Origin of the sequence: Zunongwangia mangrovi (assembly GCF_900112105.1) — a bacterium.
GTDB classification, from domain to species: domain Bacteria; phylum Bacteroidota; class Bacteroidia; order Flavobacteriales; family Flavobacteriaceae; genus Zunongwangia; species Zunongwangia mangrovi.
Genome location: NZ_FOKV01000003.1, coordinates 265300 through 283415, shown reverse-complemented (window position 1 = coordinate 283415; position 18116 = coordinate 265300). Strand labels below are relative to the sequence as shown.

The window sequence follows — 18116 nt, the reverse complement described above, 5'->3', positions numbered from 1 at the left end:
AAATTTACGCTTATAGTCAAAAGTACTATTTTTTCACACTGAATTTAAAACTAATTCTGTTATAATAATCTTCTCCTGGCTCTAAAACGCTATTCGGGAAATTCCTGAAGTTGGGCGCATCGGGGAAGTTTTGTCCTTCAAAACAAATCGAAGGAAATTCAGATATTCTGGTTTGATAATCCAGATCGTCTGGTAAAGACTCTGGTGCATAAACTACTACCGCAGGTTGATTGGTAGACATATCTAATTTTATACCGGTTAGCGGTGCAAAAAGTTGTGCTCCCAGTTCGTCCCCATCACTGTTCAATACAAAAGTATCGTCCAGATTTCTATTCCCTATTAGGCGATTGTTCCCAAAATCTTTTGCGTGACCACGTAGATTGTTAAGATTTCCGGTTGGTAATTGCTTTTCATCGATCTCGAGGATCTTATCAGCATTGATCTTTAAAAAATGATCGCTTACACTTCCCTCACCATTCAGATTAAAATAGGCGTGATTTGTTAAATTCACAACCGTTTTTTTATCGGTCTTTGCTTCGTATTCGATAATAAGATCATTGTCTTCGTTCAAAGTATAAGTCACAAAGACTTCCAGATTACCAGGGTATCCTTCTTCGTTATGTTTACTAAAATATTTCAACTTAACAGAAGGATTTTCCTCGTGCTTTTCTTCTACGATCTCCCAGTATTTATACTGAAATCCATTCTCTCCCCCATGTAAATGAACTCCGTTTTCCTGATGAAGACTATATTCTTTGTCTTCTAACTGAAATTTACCTTCAGCAATTCTACCGGCATACCTTCCTATTGAAGCTCCAAAACACTGGTTATGCGTTTTGTTTAACGGTGATGGTAAATCTTCAATCTTTGGAGAGACCATTACGTTTACCATTTTCTGGTTTTTATCGTATAACTTTATACTACCAATTGCAGCACCAAAATTTACGATAATAACCTCTGTACTGGCTCTATTTACCAGTTTTACGGTTTTTAATTCTGTATTATTTTCCAATCCCATATTATTTATGATAAAAAAATCGTCCTGTTTAGATCACAGGACGATTTTTTAAGCTTATTTATTTTCTTCGATCCAATTATCGATTTTGGATTCTAAAACATCTAAAGGTAGTGCGCCATCCAGCAAAACTGCATCATGAAATTCTTTGATATCAAAATCTTCACCTAAAGCACTTTTGGCTTTTTCCCGTAGATCCAAAATCTTTTTCATTCCTATTTTATATGCCGTAGCCTGTCCTGGCATCACTATATGTCGTTCTACCATTTTTACACAGTCACTCTCGGCATTTGGAGTGTTCTTTTTGTAAAATTCGATACCCTCTTCTCTACTCCATTTTTTATGATGAATCCCGGTATCTACAACTAACCGACAAGCCCTCCATAATTCCATCGCTAAACGTCCAAAATCGGCATAGGAATCTTTATAAAAACCAATTTCTTTTGGTAAATATTCGCTATATAATCCCCATCCTTCTACATAAGCGCCGTAACCGTCAAATTTTCTAAACTGCGGAATATCTTTTAGTTCCTGCGCAATTGCAATTTGCATATGGTGCCCGGGAATTCCTTCGTGATAAGCTAAAGCCTCTAATTGATAGGTTGGCATCGCCTTCATATCATAAAGATTTACATAAAAAATACCTGGACGGGAACCGTCTGGCGCTGGTTGCTGATAAAATGCCTTACCTGCACTTCTTTCGCGAAAAGCCTCTACCGCTTTTACTTTGATTTTTGCTTTTGGTTTGGTTAAAAATAATCCATCTAGACTGCCTCGCATTTCATCGATTATTCCCTTGGCATCAGCTAAATATTGCTCTTTGGCTTTGGGAGTATTCTCGTAATAAAATTGCTCGTCATTTCGCATAAAATCGAAAAAATCCTGCAGCGAACCTTCAAATTCGACCTCTTTCATGATCTTTTCCATTTCGCCATGAATTCGGGTAACTTCACTAAGTCCGTATTCATGGATTTCTTCCGCAGTCATATCAGTTGTCGTTGTGCGTTTTAATGCTAGCGCATAAAATTTATCTCCCTTCGGAAATTTCCAGGCACCATCATCACTATTTGCACGTTTTTGCTGACTTTCTAAAATCTCTATCAACGAAAGATAAGCTGGCTGAACATGTTCTACCAATGCTTTTTCAGCTTCGCTTATCAATTTCACTTTTTGATCTTCAGTAATTTCAAGTTTTTCGATTTTCTCCTTGAAATCGGCCAAAAGTGTACTGGCATTTTCAGATTTTTCAAAAGGTTTTCCCTTAATGATATTTCTACTATCATCAATTACCTTTTCAAAAACAAATCTAGGCGGAACAATCCCGTTTTGCTCTCTAATTTTAATTCCTCCTATAACATCTTCAAATGCTTTTGTAAAACCTTTTAACCTTGAAATGTAAGCTTTAGCATCTGCAACAGAATCGATTCTGTGGTTATTGATCAAAAAAGCCGGTAAACTGGAATGATACCCAAACATCTGGTTTACCGGATAATCGTAAAACCGAAAATCGTAATCTTCAATTTCCTTATCGATCTGTCTTTTGTATAACTGATAACTTAGATTTGTTTCTCTATTTAGCGAATTTGGATCTATATTTTCAAGATATTCTTTTCGCTTTCTTGCTTCTTTCAACTCATCTGCATAACGTAAATGAGAAAAATCGTCCCATTTCCCATAATTGGTTTTTCTACCAAGTTGGGTTTGCATCATAGGTGATTCCTGAACTTCTACCTCGAATTGCTCTTCAAAATATTGGTTCAGTTCTTCTGAAGCTTTAGTAATTTCAGCTTCAGAATAGCTCTCTCCCTGTTGATTTTTACAGGAAGCAAAAGCTAAAATTGTAAGAAAAACGCCTAAATTTCTAAGATTCTTCAGCATGACAAATTATTTTTTCAATACCGAAAATTTTATGGCTGAATCACCAAATACGGTATGGGTTTGTTTCTGAAAATCTTCTTTTTCAGCTTTAAATATATTGTCCACATAATTTTGTGGATTAAGGTCGATTAAAGGAAACCAGGTACTCTGAATCTGGATTTGCATCTTGTGCCCTTTCTTAAATGTATGATTTACCCCTTGCAATGTAAGATTTACATCGGTTTTAGTGTTAGGCTCAAACGGTTCTGGTTTAGAAAAATCATTTCTAAAACGACCTCTCATCACTTCACTACGCACCATCATGTGATAATTACTCATTTTTAAATGATCCATCGTTTCAGGGTAATTCTCGGCATCTGGTGGATACACATCGATCACTTTTACTACCCAATCTGCCGCTGTTCCTGTTGTTGCAACTTTAAGCATGGCTTCAATTTCACCTACCACACTAAGATCTTCGTCTAGAACTTCAGTTTCATACACCAAAACATCTGGACGTCTTGCAGCAAAACGCTGGTCACCCGTCATGTATTCACGTGGCGTAAAAACAGTTTTAATTTCGTTATTATACGAAACTGGCTTTTCTGGATCACTTACAAACTCTTGTTTTGTGTCTGTAGCGGCTGTAGTAAGCTCTTGATCGTCCCCTAAATAGAATGTTTTAGCAACTGTATTTTTTGGAGGCCATTGCTCGTAATCTGTCCATTCTCTTTTCCCGGTATCATAAATATGTGCTTCAGCAAGATCTAAAGAACCTTTACCGTTTTGCTTTAAGAAATGGTTGAAGAATTTTGTCTCGTAATCCTGCTGATATCTTGTAGAAAGACTGTCTTCAAAATATACATTTCCAACAGATTGTCTTCCGCCTTCTCTAGCCCAGTCTCCATGACTCCATGGCCCGTAAACCAAAATATTATAAGTGTTGCTAGTTTCTTCGATCTTTTTGTATTCATTAAAAGGACCGTAAAGATCTTCGGCATCAAATAATCCACCAACGATCATTACCGCAGGCTTTACATCATCTAAATGCTGAATAATTCCTCTAGATTCCCAGAATTCGTCATAATTAGGATGATCTTTTAGTTGTTGCCAAAACTCATTGTCTTCTTTATAATATTCATCTAAAGAACTAAGTGGTGTATGATCTAAAAAGAACTGATATTGATCCTGAGTACCAAGACCTGGTAATTCGTACCAACTCTCTGTTGTAGGAGCATCTTTTTGATATCCAAAAAGAGCTGTTGCTCTCCAGTAACTTAACAGATAAGCACCATTGTGGTGAAAATCATCGAAAAAGAAATCTGAAATTCCCGCCTGCGGAGAAACCGCTTTTAAGGCTTTATGAGAATCTACTAAGGAATAAACAGAATAGAAACCAGGATATGAAATTCCCCACATCCCAACATTTCCATTATTGTTATCTACGTTTTTTACCAGCCAATCTATAGTATCGTAAGTATCGCTGGCTTCGTCAAACTGCTCGCCTTTTTTATTCGGGATGTAAGCACGCATATTATCGTACTTCCCTTCACTCATCCAACGCCCACGCACATCCTGGTAAACAATAATGTTACCTTGTTGCATAAGATATTGGTTAGGACCAATCAAAGAACGCATTTGCCCTTCTCCATAAGGTCTGGAGCTGTAAGGCGTTCTTTGCATTATTATAGGATACTTTTTAGAAGTATCTTTTGGAGAGTAAATTGTGGTGTGAAGCTTAGTACCATCCCGCATTGGGATATCAACTTCAGTTTTAGTGTAATGATCTTTTACATTATAATCACTGCCAGATTGAGCAGCAACCTGAAATACTACAAATAGTAAAAATGTATAAAGTAATGACCTTTGGTGTAATTTCATTATTCAGGAATTGTGTTTTTAATCCCTAAAGATAGAAATTACACCGCGAATCGTAAAGGATTTTTAATTTTTAGCGAGCTCCCCTTTTTTCTGAAGTCCGCTTTGCAGCCAGTTAATATATTCTGAAGCTTTTGGCGTATAACCAGTTGGCTCATTTAGCAGATTAAAATCACTATCTAAAAGCACATAAAACGGCTGTGAATTATTTTTGAAATTTAAGGTTTGGAAGGTCGCCCATTTATCTCCAATCGTCTTAATTTTCTTAATGCTACCGTCTGGGCGCTCATAATTAAACTGTTTATCTTCTGGCAATTCTTCTTTATCATCTACATAAAGTGATACCAAAATATAATCGTTTTTAAGAAGGTCGTAAACTTCAGGATCTGTCCATACTTGTTCTTCCATTTTACGACAGTTTACACAAGCCCAACCTGTAAAATCAATAATTATAGGTTTTCCCTGTTCTTTTGCTGCAGCCACACCTTCTTCAAAATCATGATAACTTTCTAATCCCATTGGGCCGCTGGTATCTTTATCGTACAAGCTATAAAAACTTGGTGGTGGAAAACCACTTAGTAATTTTAAATTTGAATACGAAGTATTGGTAAGCCCCGGAATTAAATAAAGAACAAATAGCAGACTTATAATCCCAAGACCAAATCTTGCTTTGCTGATCTTTTGTTTTGGGCCATCATGCGGAAAACGAATTAAACCGAAAAGATATAAGGTTAATCCAATACCCAAAACGATCCAAATTCCTAAGAAAACCTCTCTTTTTAAAAGTCCCCAGTGATCTACAAGATCTGCATTCGATAAAAATTTAAAGGCTAAAGCCAGTTCTATAAAACCCAATACAACTTTCACTGAATTTAACCATCCACCACTTTTTGGCAATGAATTTAACCAGTTTGGGAATAACGCAAATAAAGCAAATGGTAAAGCTAAGGCTAAACCAAAACCACCCATCCCTATAGAAAGCAAAGTTGCGCCGCCATCACTACTTAGAGAACCTCCTAGCAGGGATCCTAAAATTGGTCCTGTACAAGAGAATGAGACAATTGCTAAAGTAATTGCCATAAAGAAAATACCGATAATACCACCAATACTGCTGGCTTTATCATCAAGTTTATTTCCCCAGGAACTTGGTAAAGTGATTTCGTAATACCCGAAAAAAGAGAAGGCAAAAACGATGAATATCACAAAAAATATCACGTTTAGCGTAACATTAGTTGAAATATTATTCAGCAACTCTGGGTTTACACTATCCAGTAAATGGAATGGTAAACTTAAAAGCAGGTAAATTAAAAAGATAAAGAAACCATACAATATGGCATTAGTAACGCCTTTAGATCGCGTTTGCGCTCCTTTGGTAAAGAAAGATACCGTAAGCGGAATCATTGGGAAAACACATGGCGTTAGCAATGCGATCAAACCACCTATAAATCCTAAAAAGAAAATGCTTAAAAATGAAGATTCTTCTTCCTCTGTTTCGTAACCTTCCCATCCCTGAACTTCAATATCTAATTGCTGTGCTAAGCTTTGATCCTCTTCTTCTACAGTTAAATCTGTAAATCCCTGTGTAACTTCGTTACTTCCCAGAGAAATAGTAAAACGTTCGGTTTCCGGCGGTAAACATTGCTTATCATCACAAACAGAATAATATACTTCAGCAATAACATGTGTATCTTCAGGATTTGTAACTTTTATTTTCTGAGTAAATTCAGCTTCCTCTTCAAAATAAGTAATATCAGCTTCAAAAACCTCATCGTAAACCGGCTCAACTTCTGGCTCTAAAGTTTCTCCAATGAGCTCGTAGCCTCCTTCTTCAGCATTAAAAGTGAATTGTGTTGGGATTGGAGCAATATCCATTTCTACTTCTTTTTGCGAGTACAAATGCCATTTTCCTTCTAATTCGGCTTTAATTTTAATAATATAAATACTGTCACTTTCCTTTTCGAAAGATGCTTCCCAGGTTACCGGATTTTCAAACTGACCTCCTCCGCCAGCCATTGTTGGATCGAAAACCTGGGCTTTTAGGGGTAAAAAAGAAAGAAATAATAAGCTTAATGCTATAAATTTTTTCATTGATGAAATGTGATTTTTAATATAGGTTGATTTTCGGATGTTATCGCAAATCGATTATCTGCACGCCAGTTAACGATCCAGACGATCTTATCGCCAGAGGTTAGTAGCCAGGTATTTTCTTTTTGCGGCAAAGATAATTTATTGTCCTTAAAAAAGTCGCTTACTTTCTTTCGACCTTTCATACCGAATGGATGAAAGCTATCACCTTCCTGCCAACGGCGTAGTTTTAAAGGATATTCCAGTTTATTGACATTTACATAAATTATATGTCGATTGGTTTCCTGAATGGCTGCAACCTTATGGAAACTAAAAGCTGCATTGGGTAGCATAAAATTTTCCTCATTTTCTGCAATTTCGTAGGTCTCATTTAAATGAGATTGATCGATCCTAGTTAAAATAAGCTCATCGCGATCTTTTACCAATCGATGTGTATTCGAAAAAACCATTTTACCCGATTGGGCATCCAGCAAATTGTAAACATCGTTCCACTCGGTAAAACCAAATGTTTTTAAAAGTTGATATAAAACTGCCTTGGTATGTGGTAAACGCTGTAAAAAAAGCACATCGAAAGAATATCCAAAATCGACTTTTTTGACTGCTTTTTTATAAATCAACTCGGTATAATCTTCAACAAGATCGAGTTGCTGGCGCAGGTATTCCTGAGTGTTTTTAAAGCCATCTAAAAAATTTGGATTCATTTCTTCAAAAAGCGAAATTACCTGATGCCTTATTTTATTCCGAAGGTATTTTGTAGAGGCATTGCTGCTATCTTCTCGCCACAAAATTTGATTTTCACGGGCGAAATTTTCAATTTCTTCCCGACTAAATTTTAATAATGGACGTAAAATTTTATCATTTTCAGCTTTGATTCCCGCTAGACCTTCTGGCCCAGTACTTCTCACAAAATTGATAAGAAAAGTTTCTAAAGAATCATTGGCATGGTGCGCTACCAAAACATAATCGGCAGCTTCAGCGATCCGCAATTCCTCAAACCATCGATAACGTAGTTCTCGGGCTGCCATTTGTATAGAAAGCTTATGATCTTCAGCAAAAGAAGTGGTATCAAAATGCTGAATATGGACTTTTATCCCAAGATTTTGTGCTGCCCTTACCACAAATTCCTCGTCACCATCACTTTCATTATTTCTTAGATTAAAATTGCAATGGGCAACAGCAACATCTAATTTTGCCTTTTTACAAAGATGCATCAAAACCATACTATCTACACCACCACTTACTGCAAGGATCAACTTGGCATTCGCCAAATTAGGGAAGTTCGATTTTATATGATTTTTAAAGGCTTTTTCCATAAAAATCAAAGATACAAAATTCGATAAGCTGAAATTTTAAAGTTTGCTGTTTTTAAGCCTAAGAATGGCTTAATCCCTCATTAGGCATTAAAAAAAGTTTTTCCTATTTAATATTCTTAAGCTTACACCTAAATTCTTAATTTAAAATTCAAAAAAAATACTTATCTTTGACGTTAGTAACGTAATGCAGAATATTTTTGATTAAATCGTTTACAGATAAAGAAGCAGAGAAAATTTGGATTGGAATACCTTCCAAAAAACTCCCTCCAAAAATTCAAAATGTTACGCGAAGAAAATTAAGAATGATTAATAATGCTCAAACTATAAATGATTTAAGAATTCCACCTGCGAATCATTTGGAAAAACTAAGCGGAAATTTAGAAGGATTTTATAGTATTAGAATTAACAAGCAATGGAGAGTGATTTTTAAATGGAATAATGACAATGCTTTTGAAGTAAAAATTATTGATTATCACTAAAATCGAAAAAATGAACAAATTAGCTAACATACATCCAGGCGAAATACTAAAGGAAGAGTTTCTAGATCCTTTAGAAATCACTGCTTATAGACTTTCTAAAGAAACCTTTATTCCACAAACAAGAATTAGCGAGATTATTAATCGTAAAAGAAGAATTACAGCAGATACTGCATTACGTTTTTCGAAATTCTTCGGGACTTCTGCTAAATTCTGGTTAGGACTACAGGACGACTTTGATTTAGAAGAACAAAAAAATCTGAAAGATCAAGAATTTAATAATATCAAACCTCTTGAAAACAGTGCAGCTTAAAACTTGCTAAATATTCTTTTCCAAAACCTTTCGCATCGCCCTTGCTTTCACCATGCACTCTTCGTATTCCTTTTCTGGTTTGGATTGTGCGGTGATTGCTCCTCCAACCGAGAATGATGCGTATTTATTTTCTGAATTATAAAGAATACTGCGAATTACCACGTTAAAATCGAAATCTGCTGCCGGTGTAAAATAGCCAATCGCACCACTATACAAGCCACGTTTGGTTTCTTCCAAATCTTCGATAATTTTCATTGCTGAAATTTTTGGAGCACCCGTCATACTTCCCATAGGGAACGTACTTTCTAACACATCAACGGCGGCAATATCGTCCTGAAGCTCTGCGGAAATGGTCGAAATTAACTGATGTACCTGCTTAAAAGAATACACCTCGCATAGTTCTTCAACTTTTACGCTTCCTTTTTTTGCAGTGCGAGAAAGATCGTTTCTCACCAGATCGGCAATCATTATATTTTCAGAACGCTCCTTTAGATCTTCGGTAAGATTTTGGGCATTTTCAGCATCAATTTTTGGATCGGCATGTCTCCCCGCAGTTCCCTTTATAGGTTGAGAAACTACCCTATTTCCTATCTTCTGAATGTAACGTTCTGGTGACGCGCACATCGCGTGATAGTTTTCCAGCTTTACAAAACTCGCGAAAGGCGGATTAGAAATTGTATTAAGCGCATTAAAGACATGCAAGGGCTCTAAATCAATATTTTCAGCATAAAATTCCTGACAAAAATTAGCTTCGTAAATATCCCCACGATGAATATGCTTCAACATATTTTCGATTTTCTGAAGATATTCTTCTTTAGAAAGTCGGGATTGTATTAGAGTCGATTTTTGAGGTTTTTGAGCTGTTTTTTCAGGAATTACAATATCATTGATCGCTGCAAAATCCAGATCGATTTCATCATCTACTACCCGTAAATATTGCACTTCAAGCTGATTACCTTTCAGCAAAAACAATTTTTGAGGCTGGAAGAAATAAAGTTCAGGAAAATCGAGTCCGTCGTAATTTTTACTCTTTAGATTTTCGGTATCATTTTTAAGATCGTAGGATAGATACCCAAAAATCCAATCGGCCGTAGTTTCCTGATATTCCTTTAATTTATCAAAAGCTTCTACAGCATCGGTTTTGATAGCCGTAAAAGCTTCTACTGCTAAAATTGCATCGTATTGCCGGTATTTATCTGGATACTCGTTACTAACCAGCCAAACAACTTCTCTAAAACCAGAAGCCCAGCTTAGCAATTTTTGCTTAAATAAATTTACATTAGAAAGTTCAAAAATCTTGTTACTCCGCACACTTAAGAAGTTTGTTGTGCAAAAGTATTTAATTTTGAATCAATTTCTTTTTCTAATTCAGGATTTACTACAATTCCGTTTTCAAAATTATCGTAAAAACTAGGGAAACTTAGCGTTTCAACTACTTCACCTCCAAAAATGGTGAACGCTGTTTTTGCGTATTTTAAAGAAGCTGCTGCACCACCCTGTCCAGGAGAAGCCGCTGCCAAAAATATTTTTTTACCGGCTAAAAACTGGTGTTTATAACGTGAAGTCCAATCGATCAGGTTTTTAAAATATGCAGATAAACTCCCATTATGCTCATTAATCGTGATAATTAAGGCATCATATTGTTCGATTTCTTTAGCAAATTTTTCAGCGTTTTCAGGAATTCCCTGCTCTTTTTCTACATCCTCGCCATAAAACGGAAGATCGTAATCTAAAACATTAATATCTTTCCTGTTATAATCTGAAGGTAAACGATTCATCAGGTCGTTCAGCAATTGGACATTTATTGATGAACTACTGTTAGATCCTGCAAATCCTAATATATTTTTCATTATAAATTTTTATGCAAACTTAAGATTTTCCGAGGTTTAGAGCAATTGTTTCTCAAAGAAACATTCTATCGAAAACATAAGAAATCTTTATGTTTCAAAATTGCCACTAGAAATTGAAGAGATGTTATCTTTATACTGAATAAAATTTGACGAAAATAAATCACGATGTATATTTTAAAAAACGACCATTTAGAAATAGGAATTCAGCATAACGGAGCCGAATTATGTAGTATCAAAAACCTGAAAAACAACAAAGAATATATGTGGCAGGCAGATCCCGAAATTTGGGGAAGCCACGCACCAAACTTATTTCCAGTAATTGGCGCTTTAAAAGGCAATCAGATAAAATATGAAGGTGAATTTTACGATATGCCAAGACATGGGTTTATACGCCACAATGAAAATCTTGAAGTAAAAAACCAAACCGAAACTTCGATTACCTTCAGCATAAAAAGTAACGAAGAATTACGTAAGATCTATCCTTTTGAATTTGAATTCGAACTTAGTTTTACCTTAAAAGATAAGTCTGTCGAAGTAAATCATCTGGTAAAAAATATGGATACAAAACCTATTTATTTTCAAATCGGCGGGCATCCTGCATTTAATGCGCCACTTTTTGAAGGCGAAACTTATGAAGATTATTATCTGGAATTCGATCAAGATCTCACTCTAGAAACTTACCTTTTAGGAGAAAGCGGCTTAGTAAGTGATAATACCAAAACGATCATTGAAAATTCAGATAGAATCCAGCTTACCAAAGATCTTTTTAATAATGACGCTTTAATTTTTAAAAATATAACTTCAAAAAATGTAAGCTTAAAAAGTAAAAATCATGGATCGATATTAAGCGTTTCTTACGATGATTTTAAAAATCTGGGAGTTTGGGCAAAACCTGGTGCGCCTTATGTTTGTATTGAACCCTGGCTGGGAATTGCTGATGTAGAAAGTACAGATCAAAACTTTAAAACCAAAGAAGGAATTATTGAGCTAGAAACTGGGAAAGAATACAGCGCAACATACAGCATTACGATAGTATAATTTTAAAAAAAGCAGCCCAAAAACATCGATTCTCAAACAAATTATAGATTTAAAAGTAGTTCTTTGAGAATCATAGCCTACCTTTGCAAAAAATTAAACCTCCCGTTGTGAGTTTTCAAGATCTTAATTTAAATACACCTTTACGCAATGCGCTGGAAGATATGGGCTTCCAAAAGCCAACACCTATCCAGGAACAGGCATTTTCGCCAATCATGTCTGGAAAAGATGTTGTAGGAATCGCCCAAACCGGTACCGGTAAAACCTTTGCTTATTTATTACCCTTACTTAGAATGCTTAAATTTTCTAAGCAAAAGAATCCGCGTATTTTAATCATGGTTCCTACTCGTGAACTGGTTGTTCAGGTTACCGAGGAAATCGATAAACTGGCGAAATACATTAATTTAAGAGTAGCCGGGATTTATGGTGGTGTAAATATAAATACACAGCAACAGGAATTACAACGTGGTTTAGATGTCGTTGTTGCAACACCAAGACGATTGTACGATCTTGTTTTAAGACGGGCCGTTCAGCTAAAATCGATTCAGAAATTTGTGATCGATGAAGTTGATGTGATGCTGGATCTTGGTTTTAAATTTCAGGTGCATAATATTATCGAATTGCTGCCACCAAACAGGCAAAGTATTATGTTCTCTGCAACAATGACTGAAATTGTGGAGCAGATGATCGACGAGAATTTTAAAGCTCCAGAGAAAATTTCTATCGCGGTTAGCGGTACTCCGTTAGATAATATCGAGCAACAAGGCTATATTTTGCCTAATTTCAATACAAAAGCGAATCTTTTAAAGCATCTTTTCAGTGATAAAGAAACCTTTAAAAAGATGCTTATTTTTATTTCAGATAAACGTATTGCCGATCGATTATTTGAAAGTTTAGGTAAAAAATTTCCAGGGGAAATTAGTTTGGTTCATACCGGTAAAAGTCAGAATTACAGATTAAAAAACGTTGAAGATTTTGATGAAGGTTTAACCCGAATTATGATCGCTACAGATGTGATGGCGCGTGGTTTAGATCTTAATGCTGTTTCGCACGTTATAAACTTTGATACGCCAAATTATCCTGAAAATTATATGCATAGAATTGGGCGAACAGGACGTGCTGAGAAAAAAGGACATTCTATTCTTTTTACTACTGAAAAAGAACTGGATTATCTAAAAGCCATCGAGGAATTGATGAAAATGGAAGTTCCAAAAATGGAAATTCCTGAAGAAGTTAAGATCTCTAATGAATTAATTCCTGAAGAACGCCCCAGAGAAATTGAGATTAACAATCCTAGTAAACCACTAGATGAAGCCGGCCCTGCTTTCCACGAGAAAAAAGAAAAAAATAAAAAAGTAAATCTTGGCGGTTCTTATCGTAGAGAAATTGCTAAAAAGTATAAAAAGCCAAAAACGCGAGGCGATAAAAATGCCAATCGTAGGCGTAAAAAATAAAGGAAAAAAGGAGCTACTTTGCTCCTTTTTTTATTCAATCTAAGTTTAAAACTTTAGCTTGTGTTCAATTTCTTAGCCGCCTTTGCAGCTCGCTTCTCTTTTAAGCTTAAAACCGCTTCTTTTTTAACCGAATTTTTAGCTGGTGACTTTGCTTTTGCCATAATCTTTAATATTAGGATTAACCTATTAAAGATAGTGATTCCTTCAATACAAAATTGAAAATTCTAAAGGTCAAAATGCTAAAATTTAAGCGGAATTTTAAGTAAGATAGAATATTCATTTTTGCTTGTAGAAAGCTCTAAATCATAAGCTTTCCCATAAATATATTGGAGCCTTCTTTGAATATTTTCAAGACCAATTCCTGAATTTTGATCTAAAATTTCCTTTTGCTTGGGCACCGAATTTTTCAGAAAAAATACAAGCTGATTTTCGATAATTTCGAGCTTCATTTTTATTTTCAGGATTCCTTCAGAAGATTTGCCATGTTTGAATGAATTTTCCAGAAATGGCAGAAATAGCATTGGCGGGATTTCGATATTCGATGAAAATTCAGCAATATTTATTTCAGCAATTAATCGATCCCCAAACCGTAATTTTTCTAACTCGATATAATCTTTTAAATGCTGAATTTCGCGCTTTAATGGCACCTTATTCTTCTTGGTTTCGTATAAAATATAATCTAGCAAATCGGCTAATTTTAAGATCATATCTGGCGCTGAATCCTTTTTGGTAAGCGCCAAACCATAAATGGTATTTAAGGTATTGAACAGAAAATGAGGATGAATTTGCATCTTTAAATACTGTAACTCCTGAATTTTGAGCTGTAATTCGCTTTCTAGCAGGGTATTTTTTAGCTCCTCGTTTTTATTTAAAGTTTTAAAATAAGATTTGGTAAGACTTAAGCCACAACCTAAGACGATTACCAGGTAAACCGCAAAATATATAAAGGTTAGCCCTTTAGAGACCGGATAACTTCCCTCCCATTGCAATCCAAACACCAGCAAATAGCCATAAAAAGCCGAAAAAATGATTAATGAGGCTGAAATCACTAAAGCATAAAATGAATAAAGTCCGAATAAAAAATACTTTCGTTTAGATAGATATTTTGGGATTAAGGTGTAAGAAAAAATATAAGTCGTGCCAATTGTAACCGGCATCAATGCAATTGAAAATCGCGCCGATAACCACAAATCTGAATCGTCTATCGCAAAAAAGAACATATAAAAGAAAAGCACTGCTACCCAAAATAAGCTGTGTAGCAGTAGTTTCTTAAATATCTTTATGGTCAATTTTAGTAACATTAATTTACAAATATGGTCAGAATGTTCTAACAAGATCAACTTTTGCGACCAACTACAAAAAAGCTTGGCTTTTCTACAAGTTTAGCGATAATTGTACTTAAAAATATATCTTTAATGTAGAAAAGAAGCTAAAACCTGTAATCTATCGCAAAGTGATTTTTTGAAGCTAAAAGGCTGTTAAGTTTGCTTCATCAATCTTTAAAAAAATAATTATGTACCTAGTATTACTGTATCAAAGTCGTGGATTTTTTGGCCAATTAGCCGATAGAATAAACGAGGGCGGGCCTTTTGCAATGTGGACTATACTTATTTGCTTCTTAATTACTATAGGACTTATCGCCTTTGCTGCCACAAAATTATCGCAGGATCATCTTTTCAAAAAAACGCTCAGTTTAATTCATCATATCGGCTTATTTGCATTGGTAAGCGGACTTCTTTTTCAGTTTCTTGGTTTAATACAAATGTTCGATGCAATAGAATCCTGGGGAAATGTTTCTACTGAAATGCTGGCTGGTGGATTAAAAGTAACTTTACTTACTATTATTTTTGGCACTGTAACTTTTCTGGTTGGCAGGCTGGGAATCATTATTTTAACAGCCATAAAAAAGTGATGTATTCTGAAATTGGTTAATTTTAAAAAGCATTAATTCTGAATAAATGGCGGCACCCATTAATTGTATTCTTGTAGACGACGAACCTGTTGCGTTGGATATTATGGAAAGTCATCTTTCTAAAATTGAAGACATCAATATTCTAGCACGTTGCAGTAACGCTACTGAAGCTTTTAATGTAATTAGCAAAGAGAACATCCATTTGATTTTTTTAGATATTAATATGCCGGGAATTTCCGGGATTTCCTTTGCCAGATCGATCAATAAAGACCTACAGGTTATTTTTACCACTGCTTATCGAGAATATGCGGTAGATGGTTTTAATTTGCACGCAGCAGATTATTTACTAAAACCTATTTCTTTCGAACGTTTGCTAGATGCCATAAATAATTATCGGAAAAATCATTCAGAAAAAGAAATCACGAAAATCGATGAAAAAGAAGCCGAATTTATTTTTGTAAAAATAGATCGCCAAATGGTGAAAATCGATTTTGAAGAATTGCTTTATATCGAAAGCTATGCTGATTATTTAAAAATCCACCTCTTAACTGATACGAAAATCACCAGAGAAACTATTACAGCGATTGAAGAGAAGTTACCTAGTTCAAAATTTTTAAGAACGCATCGATCTTTTATAGTTTCGATCCCAAAAATCGAATCTTATACTAATGAGCAGGTGGTGATACTACAAAAATCGATACCAATAAGCCGAAGTTTTAAAGAACAGGTTTTAGAAAAGTTGGCTGAATATCATTAAAAAAAGACTGTAAAAACATGCAAAATCTCATTCTAAAACAATCAATATTTCCCTATTGAATTTTACTCAGATTAATCAGGCTTTTAATTTACTTCCTAAACCAATTAAAAAGCCAAAACCTTATAATTTCTGAGTCAGTTTAGAATGAAAAAAGGCAGCCAGTTGGCTGCCTTTTAATTTATATCAAGTAATTATAAATATGTTCTTACATGCCTGTTTACCGGGATACATTTTGGCCCAATAACCGGCCAAGTACCATCTGCGTTAGCGCATTGATCATATTCTGTAATAACTGTACAAGTATTACAGTTTCCAAATTTTACTGAACTATCAAATTCTACGCTATTCCATCTTCCAAACATCCCGTAAGCATTGTTATCATTAACCGTACTTGGAGTAGTAGTAACAAAGTTTAAATTGCCTCTAGCCCAACCAGATTGATTAGACTGTGTGCCTGGCCATTTAAATCTACCATAATTACTAGAATCAGAATGTTCTGGCTGCTCATTTGCACCAGGCCCAGCAAATCTTATATTAGTATTAGGAGCTTCTGCGAATGTTATTTCACCTTCATTATAAATTATTGAATTGGGATCCATAGCTATCTGTTTTAAACTCATTACACTATAGTTTTGAATTCTACCTGTAGAAGAGAATGCTATAGAACTATTAGGAATTATCATATTCCCTGTATTTATAATTAAACCTCTTAAATTAAATCCCCAACTACCATTCATTCTGAATGTTCCACAATTTGAAAATACGCTGTTTTCAGTATTATCATAATTCTGAGACATCGACATAGTTCCTGCATTTTGCATATGCAATGTTGGGTCTGTTGAATACACTCCCAGGCAACTTAAATTTCCATGATTATAAAAAGTATTAGTTCCAGATGAATTACTGAAATAAATATTTCCTGTCATATCAATAGTTCCATAGTTATCTAATCTTAATGCTGATTTTGCATTACGAGTATTAATTTCCCCATCAATTGTCATCGTCCCATGATTCTCTATCGTATTTTCTCTACCATTATTATTTAAATTCAAATTCCCAAATTTATAACTACCCCCCTCGTCGATTATAAGATTAAAATTATCTCCATTCATCTGAATATCCTGTTTAATCCCTCTAAGACCTGTAATATTACCACCATTATAAACATGAATATCAAAACTTACTGGAAAAGTATTAGGTACAATAAGGTTACCGTATACGCTTATATCAACCTTATTACTAGCACCACCATTCATCGTATTATCAATTTTCAGCGTAGCTCCTTGAGGAATACAAATACTTGTATTATTTTGGAAAGTCACATTATATCTTATCGTAATATTTCCCTGAATACAATACGTTTTATTAGATTGAAATGTATAACCACCATTCCATATACTGGATGAAATGGTTTGATCACAATCACATTGCGCAATGGATGAATAAACCGAAAATAAGATCAGGAAAAGACTGAATAGTTTTTTCATAATTGTTTGCTGAAATTATTTTACAACCAATACAACATTTATGAAAGAACAGGCAGTGGCACTACCAATTACTTCATACGAAAGAACTCCGTTTTGGTTCAAAGAAAGATTGTCTAAAACTGATGAATCATAGGCCGTAACATGATAATCTAGATCTGTTGCAGATTCGAAATAAGGAATAGTTGAACCTGGTGTAGAAGACACCAATGGTTGAGAAAACTGCTTTTTGTACTCCTCGTACAAATTCACTTCTCCATTTCCTGTTTCTGAAGTATCTATGTTCAAACTAGGTAAATAAAAGAAACGAACTACATTCCCAGAAATACAAACCCAATCTGGCGAAGCGGGCGTTCCTACCTGCTGGCTTAGACATTGTCTCGTAGTATCGTAAATTAATAATCCTGTAGCAGGAGAAGAAATTCGGTTACGCTCTGCCGTTGTCATTCTTGGCACAAGTACTCCACCAGTAGAACTTTTAACATCTAGTATAGAACTATTATCAGGGCTGGACGTACCAATACCAACTTGCGAAAAACCTAAAGTAACATTAAAAAAAACAAATAATACGGCAAGAAGAATCTTCGTAGGGGAAAATTTTTTCATGTAAGGTGTAGGGTTAATTTTAAATACACTGCAATAGTATTGCAAAGTATTTTCATGAAAAAATAAAACCGATAAGCTTCA

The 18116-nt window shown here is 34.9% G+C and carries 16 protein-coding genes; 6 read left to right on the top strand and 10 right to left on the bottom strand.

Going from position 1 to position 18116, the window contains the following annotated elements; all coding sequences use genetic code 11:
• Positions 1 to 25: 25 nt before the first annotated feature.
• The 5 genes from BM201_RS09620 to tilS form a co-directional block, all read right to left on the bottom strand.
• On the bottom strand, positions 26 to 1018 hold the full coding sequence (locus tag BM201_RS09620) for an aldose epimerase family protein (protein ID WP_245758614.1): 993 nt from the start codon (positions 1016 to 1018) through the stop codon (positions 26 to 28).
• 54 nt (positions 1019 to 1072) lie between these two features.
• Positions 1073 to 2893, bottom strand: a complete 1821-nt coding sequence (locus BM201_RS09615; protein ID WP_092542023.1) for a DUF885 domain-containing protein — start codon at positions 2891 to 2893, stop codon at positions 1073 to 1075.
• A gap of 6 nt (positions 2894 to 2899) precedes the next feature.
• Positions 2900 to 4753, bottom strand: coding sequence for a CocE/NonD family hydrolase (locus tag BM201_RS09610; protein ID WP_092542021.1), 1854 nt, complete (start codon positions 4751 to 4753; stop codon positions 2900 to 2902).
• 63 nt (positions 4754 to 4816) lie between these two features.
• On the bottom strand, positions 4817 to 6838 hold the full coding sequence (locus BM201_RS09605) for a protein-disulfide reductase DsbD family protein (protein WP_092542019.1): 2022 nt from the start codon (positions 6836 to 6838) through the stop codon (positions 4817 to 4819).
• Entirely contained in the window at positions 6835 to 8148 is a 1314-nt protein-coding gene (gene tilS, locus BM201_RS09600) for a tRNA lysidine(34) synthetase TilS (protein WP_092542017.1), read from the bottom strand. The genes BM201_RS09605 and tilS overlap by 4 nt, the downstream gene beginning before the upstream one ends.
• Before the next feature lie 197 nt (positions 8149 to 8345).
• On the opposite strand from tilS, the gene BM201_RS09595 reads away from it, so the two are divergent.
• Positions 8346 to 8627, top strand: a complete 282-nt coding sequence (locus tag BM201_RS09595; RefSeq protein ID WP_092542015.1) for a type II toxin-antitoxin system RelE/ParE family toxin — start codon at positions 8346 to 8348, stop codon at positions 8625 to 8627.
• Positions 8628 to 8637: 10 nt separating this feature from the next.
• Entirely contained in the window at positions 8638 to 8937 is a 300-nt protein-coding gene (locus BM201_RS09590) for a HigA family addiction module antitoxin (protein ID WP_092542333.1), read from the top strand.
• 6 nt (positions 8938 to 8943) lie between these two features.
• Here BM201_RS09590 and BM201_RS09585 read toward each other — a convergent pair whose 3' ends face one another.
• Together BM201_RS09585 and BM201_RS09580 are read right to left on the bottom strand one after the other, a co-directional pair.
• Positions 8944 to 10248 (bottom strand): anthranilate synthase component I family protein, encoded by a 1305-nt coding sequence (locus BM201_RS09585; RefSeq protein WP_092542013.1) that lies wholly within the window; start codon positions 10246 to 10248, stop codon positions 8944 to 8946.
• Positions 10249 to 10250: 2 nt separating this feature from the next.
• Positions 10251 to 10787: an NADPH-dependent FMN reductase gene (locus tag BM201_RS09580; RefSeq protein ID WP_092542011.1), complete on the bottom strand. Its 537-nt coding sequence runs from the start codon at positions 10785 to 10787 to the stop codon at positions 10251 to 10253.
• Positions 10788 to 10952: 165 nt separating this feature from the next.
• Between BM201_RS09580 and BM201_RS09575 the strand changes: the two genes are divergently transcribed.
• Both BM201_RS09575 and BM201_RS09570 read left to right on the top strand, forming a co-directional pair.
• Positions 10953 to 11825, top strand: a complete 873-nt coding sequence (locus BM201_RS09575) for an aldose 1-epimerase family protein (RefSeq protein ID WP_092542009.1) — start codon at positions 10953 to 10955, stop codon at positions 11823 to 11825.
• A gap of 107 nt (positions 11826 to 11932) precedes the next feature.
• A complete protein-coding gene (locus BM201_RS09570) occupies positions 11933 to 13276 on the top strand; it encodes a DEAD/DEAH box helicase (RefSeq protein WP_092542331.1) in 1344 nt (447 codons plus the stop codon).
• A 239-nt stretch (positions 13277 to 13515) separates the two neighbouring features.
• On the opposite strand, the gene BM201_RS09565 is transcribed toward BM201_RS09570, so the two are convergent.
• Positions 13516 to 14565: a sensor histidine kinase gene (locus BM201_RS09565; RefSeq protein ID WP_175487018.1), complete on the bottom strand. Its 1050-nt coding sequence runs from the start codon at positions 14563 to 14565 to the stop codon at positions 13516 to 13518.
• A gap of 224 nt (positions 14566 to 14789) precedes the next feature.
• Between BM201_RS09565 and BM201_RS09560 the strand changes: the two genes are divergently transcribed.
• A complete protein-coding gene (locus tag BM201_RS09560; protein WP_092542005.1) occupies positions 14790 to 15188 on the top strand; it encodes a hypothetical protein in 399 nt (132 codons plus the stop codon).
• A gap of 46 nt (positions 15189 to 15234) precedes the next feature.
• Positions 15235 to 15945, top strand: coding sequence for a LytR/AlgR family response regulator transcription factor (locus tag BM201_RS09555; protein ID WP_092542003.1), 711 nt, complete (start codon positions 15235 to 15237; stop codon positions 15943 to 15945).
• 191 nt (positions 15946 to 16136) lie between these two features.
• Here the strand turns inward: BM201_RS09555 and BM201_RS09550 are convergent, their stop codons facing one another.
• Together BM201_RS09550 and BM201_RS09545 are read right to left on the bottom strand one after the other, a co-directional pair.
• Complete coding sequence (locus BM201_RS09550) at positions 16137 to 17432, bottom strand: hypothetical protein (RefSeq protein WP_092542001.1); 1296 nt, start codon at positions 17430 to 17432, stop codon at positions 16137 to 16139.
• 15 nt (positions 17433 to 17447) lie between these two features.
• A complete protein-coding gene (locus BM201_RS09545; RefSeq protein ID WP_084840237.1) occupies positions 17448 to 18035 on the bottom strand; it encodes a hypothetical protein in 588 nt (195 codons plus the stop codon).
• Positions 18036 to 18116 lie beyond the last annotated feature (81 nt).

Bases quoted from the DNA above. Each gene is read 5' to 3' on its own strand.
- BM201_RS09555 (WP_092542003.1), top strand. From the start codon at position 15,235: ATGGCGGCACCCATTAATTGTATTCTTGTAGACGACGAACCTGTTGCG.
- BM201_RS09620 (WP_245758614.1), bottom strand. From the start codon at position 1,018: ATGGGATTGGAAAATAATACAGAATTAAAAACCGTAAAACTGGTAAAT.
- BM201_RS09605 (WP_092542019.1), bottom strand. From the start codon at position 6,838: ATGAAAAAATTTATAGCATTAAGCTTATTATTTCTTTCTTTTTTACCC.
- BM201_RS09590 (WP_092542333.1), top strand. From the start codon at position 8,638: ATGAACAAATTAGCTAACATACATCCAGGCGAAATACTAAAGGAAGAG.
- BM201_RS09560 (WP_092542005.1), top strand. From the start codon at position 14,790: ATGTACCTAGTATTACTGTATCAAAGTCGTGGATTTTTTGGCCAATTA.
- BM201_RS09610 (WP_092542021.1), bottom strand. From the start codon at position 4,753: ATGAAATTACACCAAAGGTCATTACTTTATACATTTTTACTATTTGTA.
- BM201_RS09550 (WP_092542001.1), bottom strand. From the start codon at position 17,432: ATGAAAAAACTATTCAGTCTTTTCCTGATCTTATTTTCGGTTTATTCA.
- tilS (WP_092542017.1), bottom strand. From the start codon at position 8,148: ATGGAAAAAGCCTTTAAAAATCATATAAAATCGAACTTCCCTAATTTG.
- BM201_RS09575 (WP_092542009.1), top strand. From the start codon at position 10,953: ATGTATATTTTAAAAAACGACCATTTAGAAATAGGAATTCAGCATAAC.
- BM201_RS09580 (WP_092542011.1), bottom strand. From the start codon at position 10,787: ATGAAAAATATATTAGGATTTGCAGGATCTAACAGTAGTTCATCAATA.
- BM201_RS09615 (WP_092542023.1), bottom strand. From the start codon at position 2,893: ATGCTGAAGAATCTTAGAAATTTAGGCGTTTTTCTTACAATTTTAGCT.
- BM201_RS09545 (WP_084840237.1), bottom strand. From the start codon at position 18,035: ATGAAAAAATTTTCCCCTACGAAGATTCTTCTTGCCGTATTATTTGTT.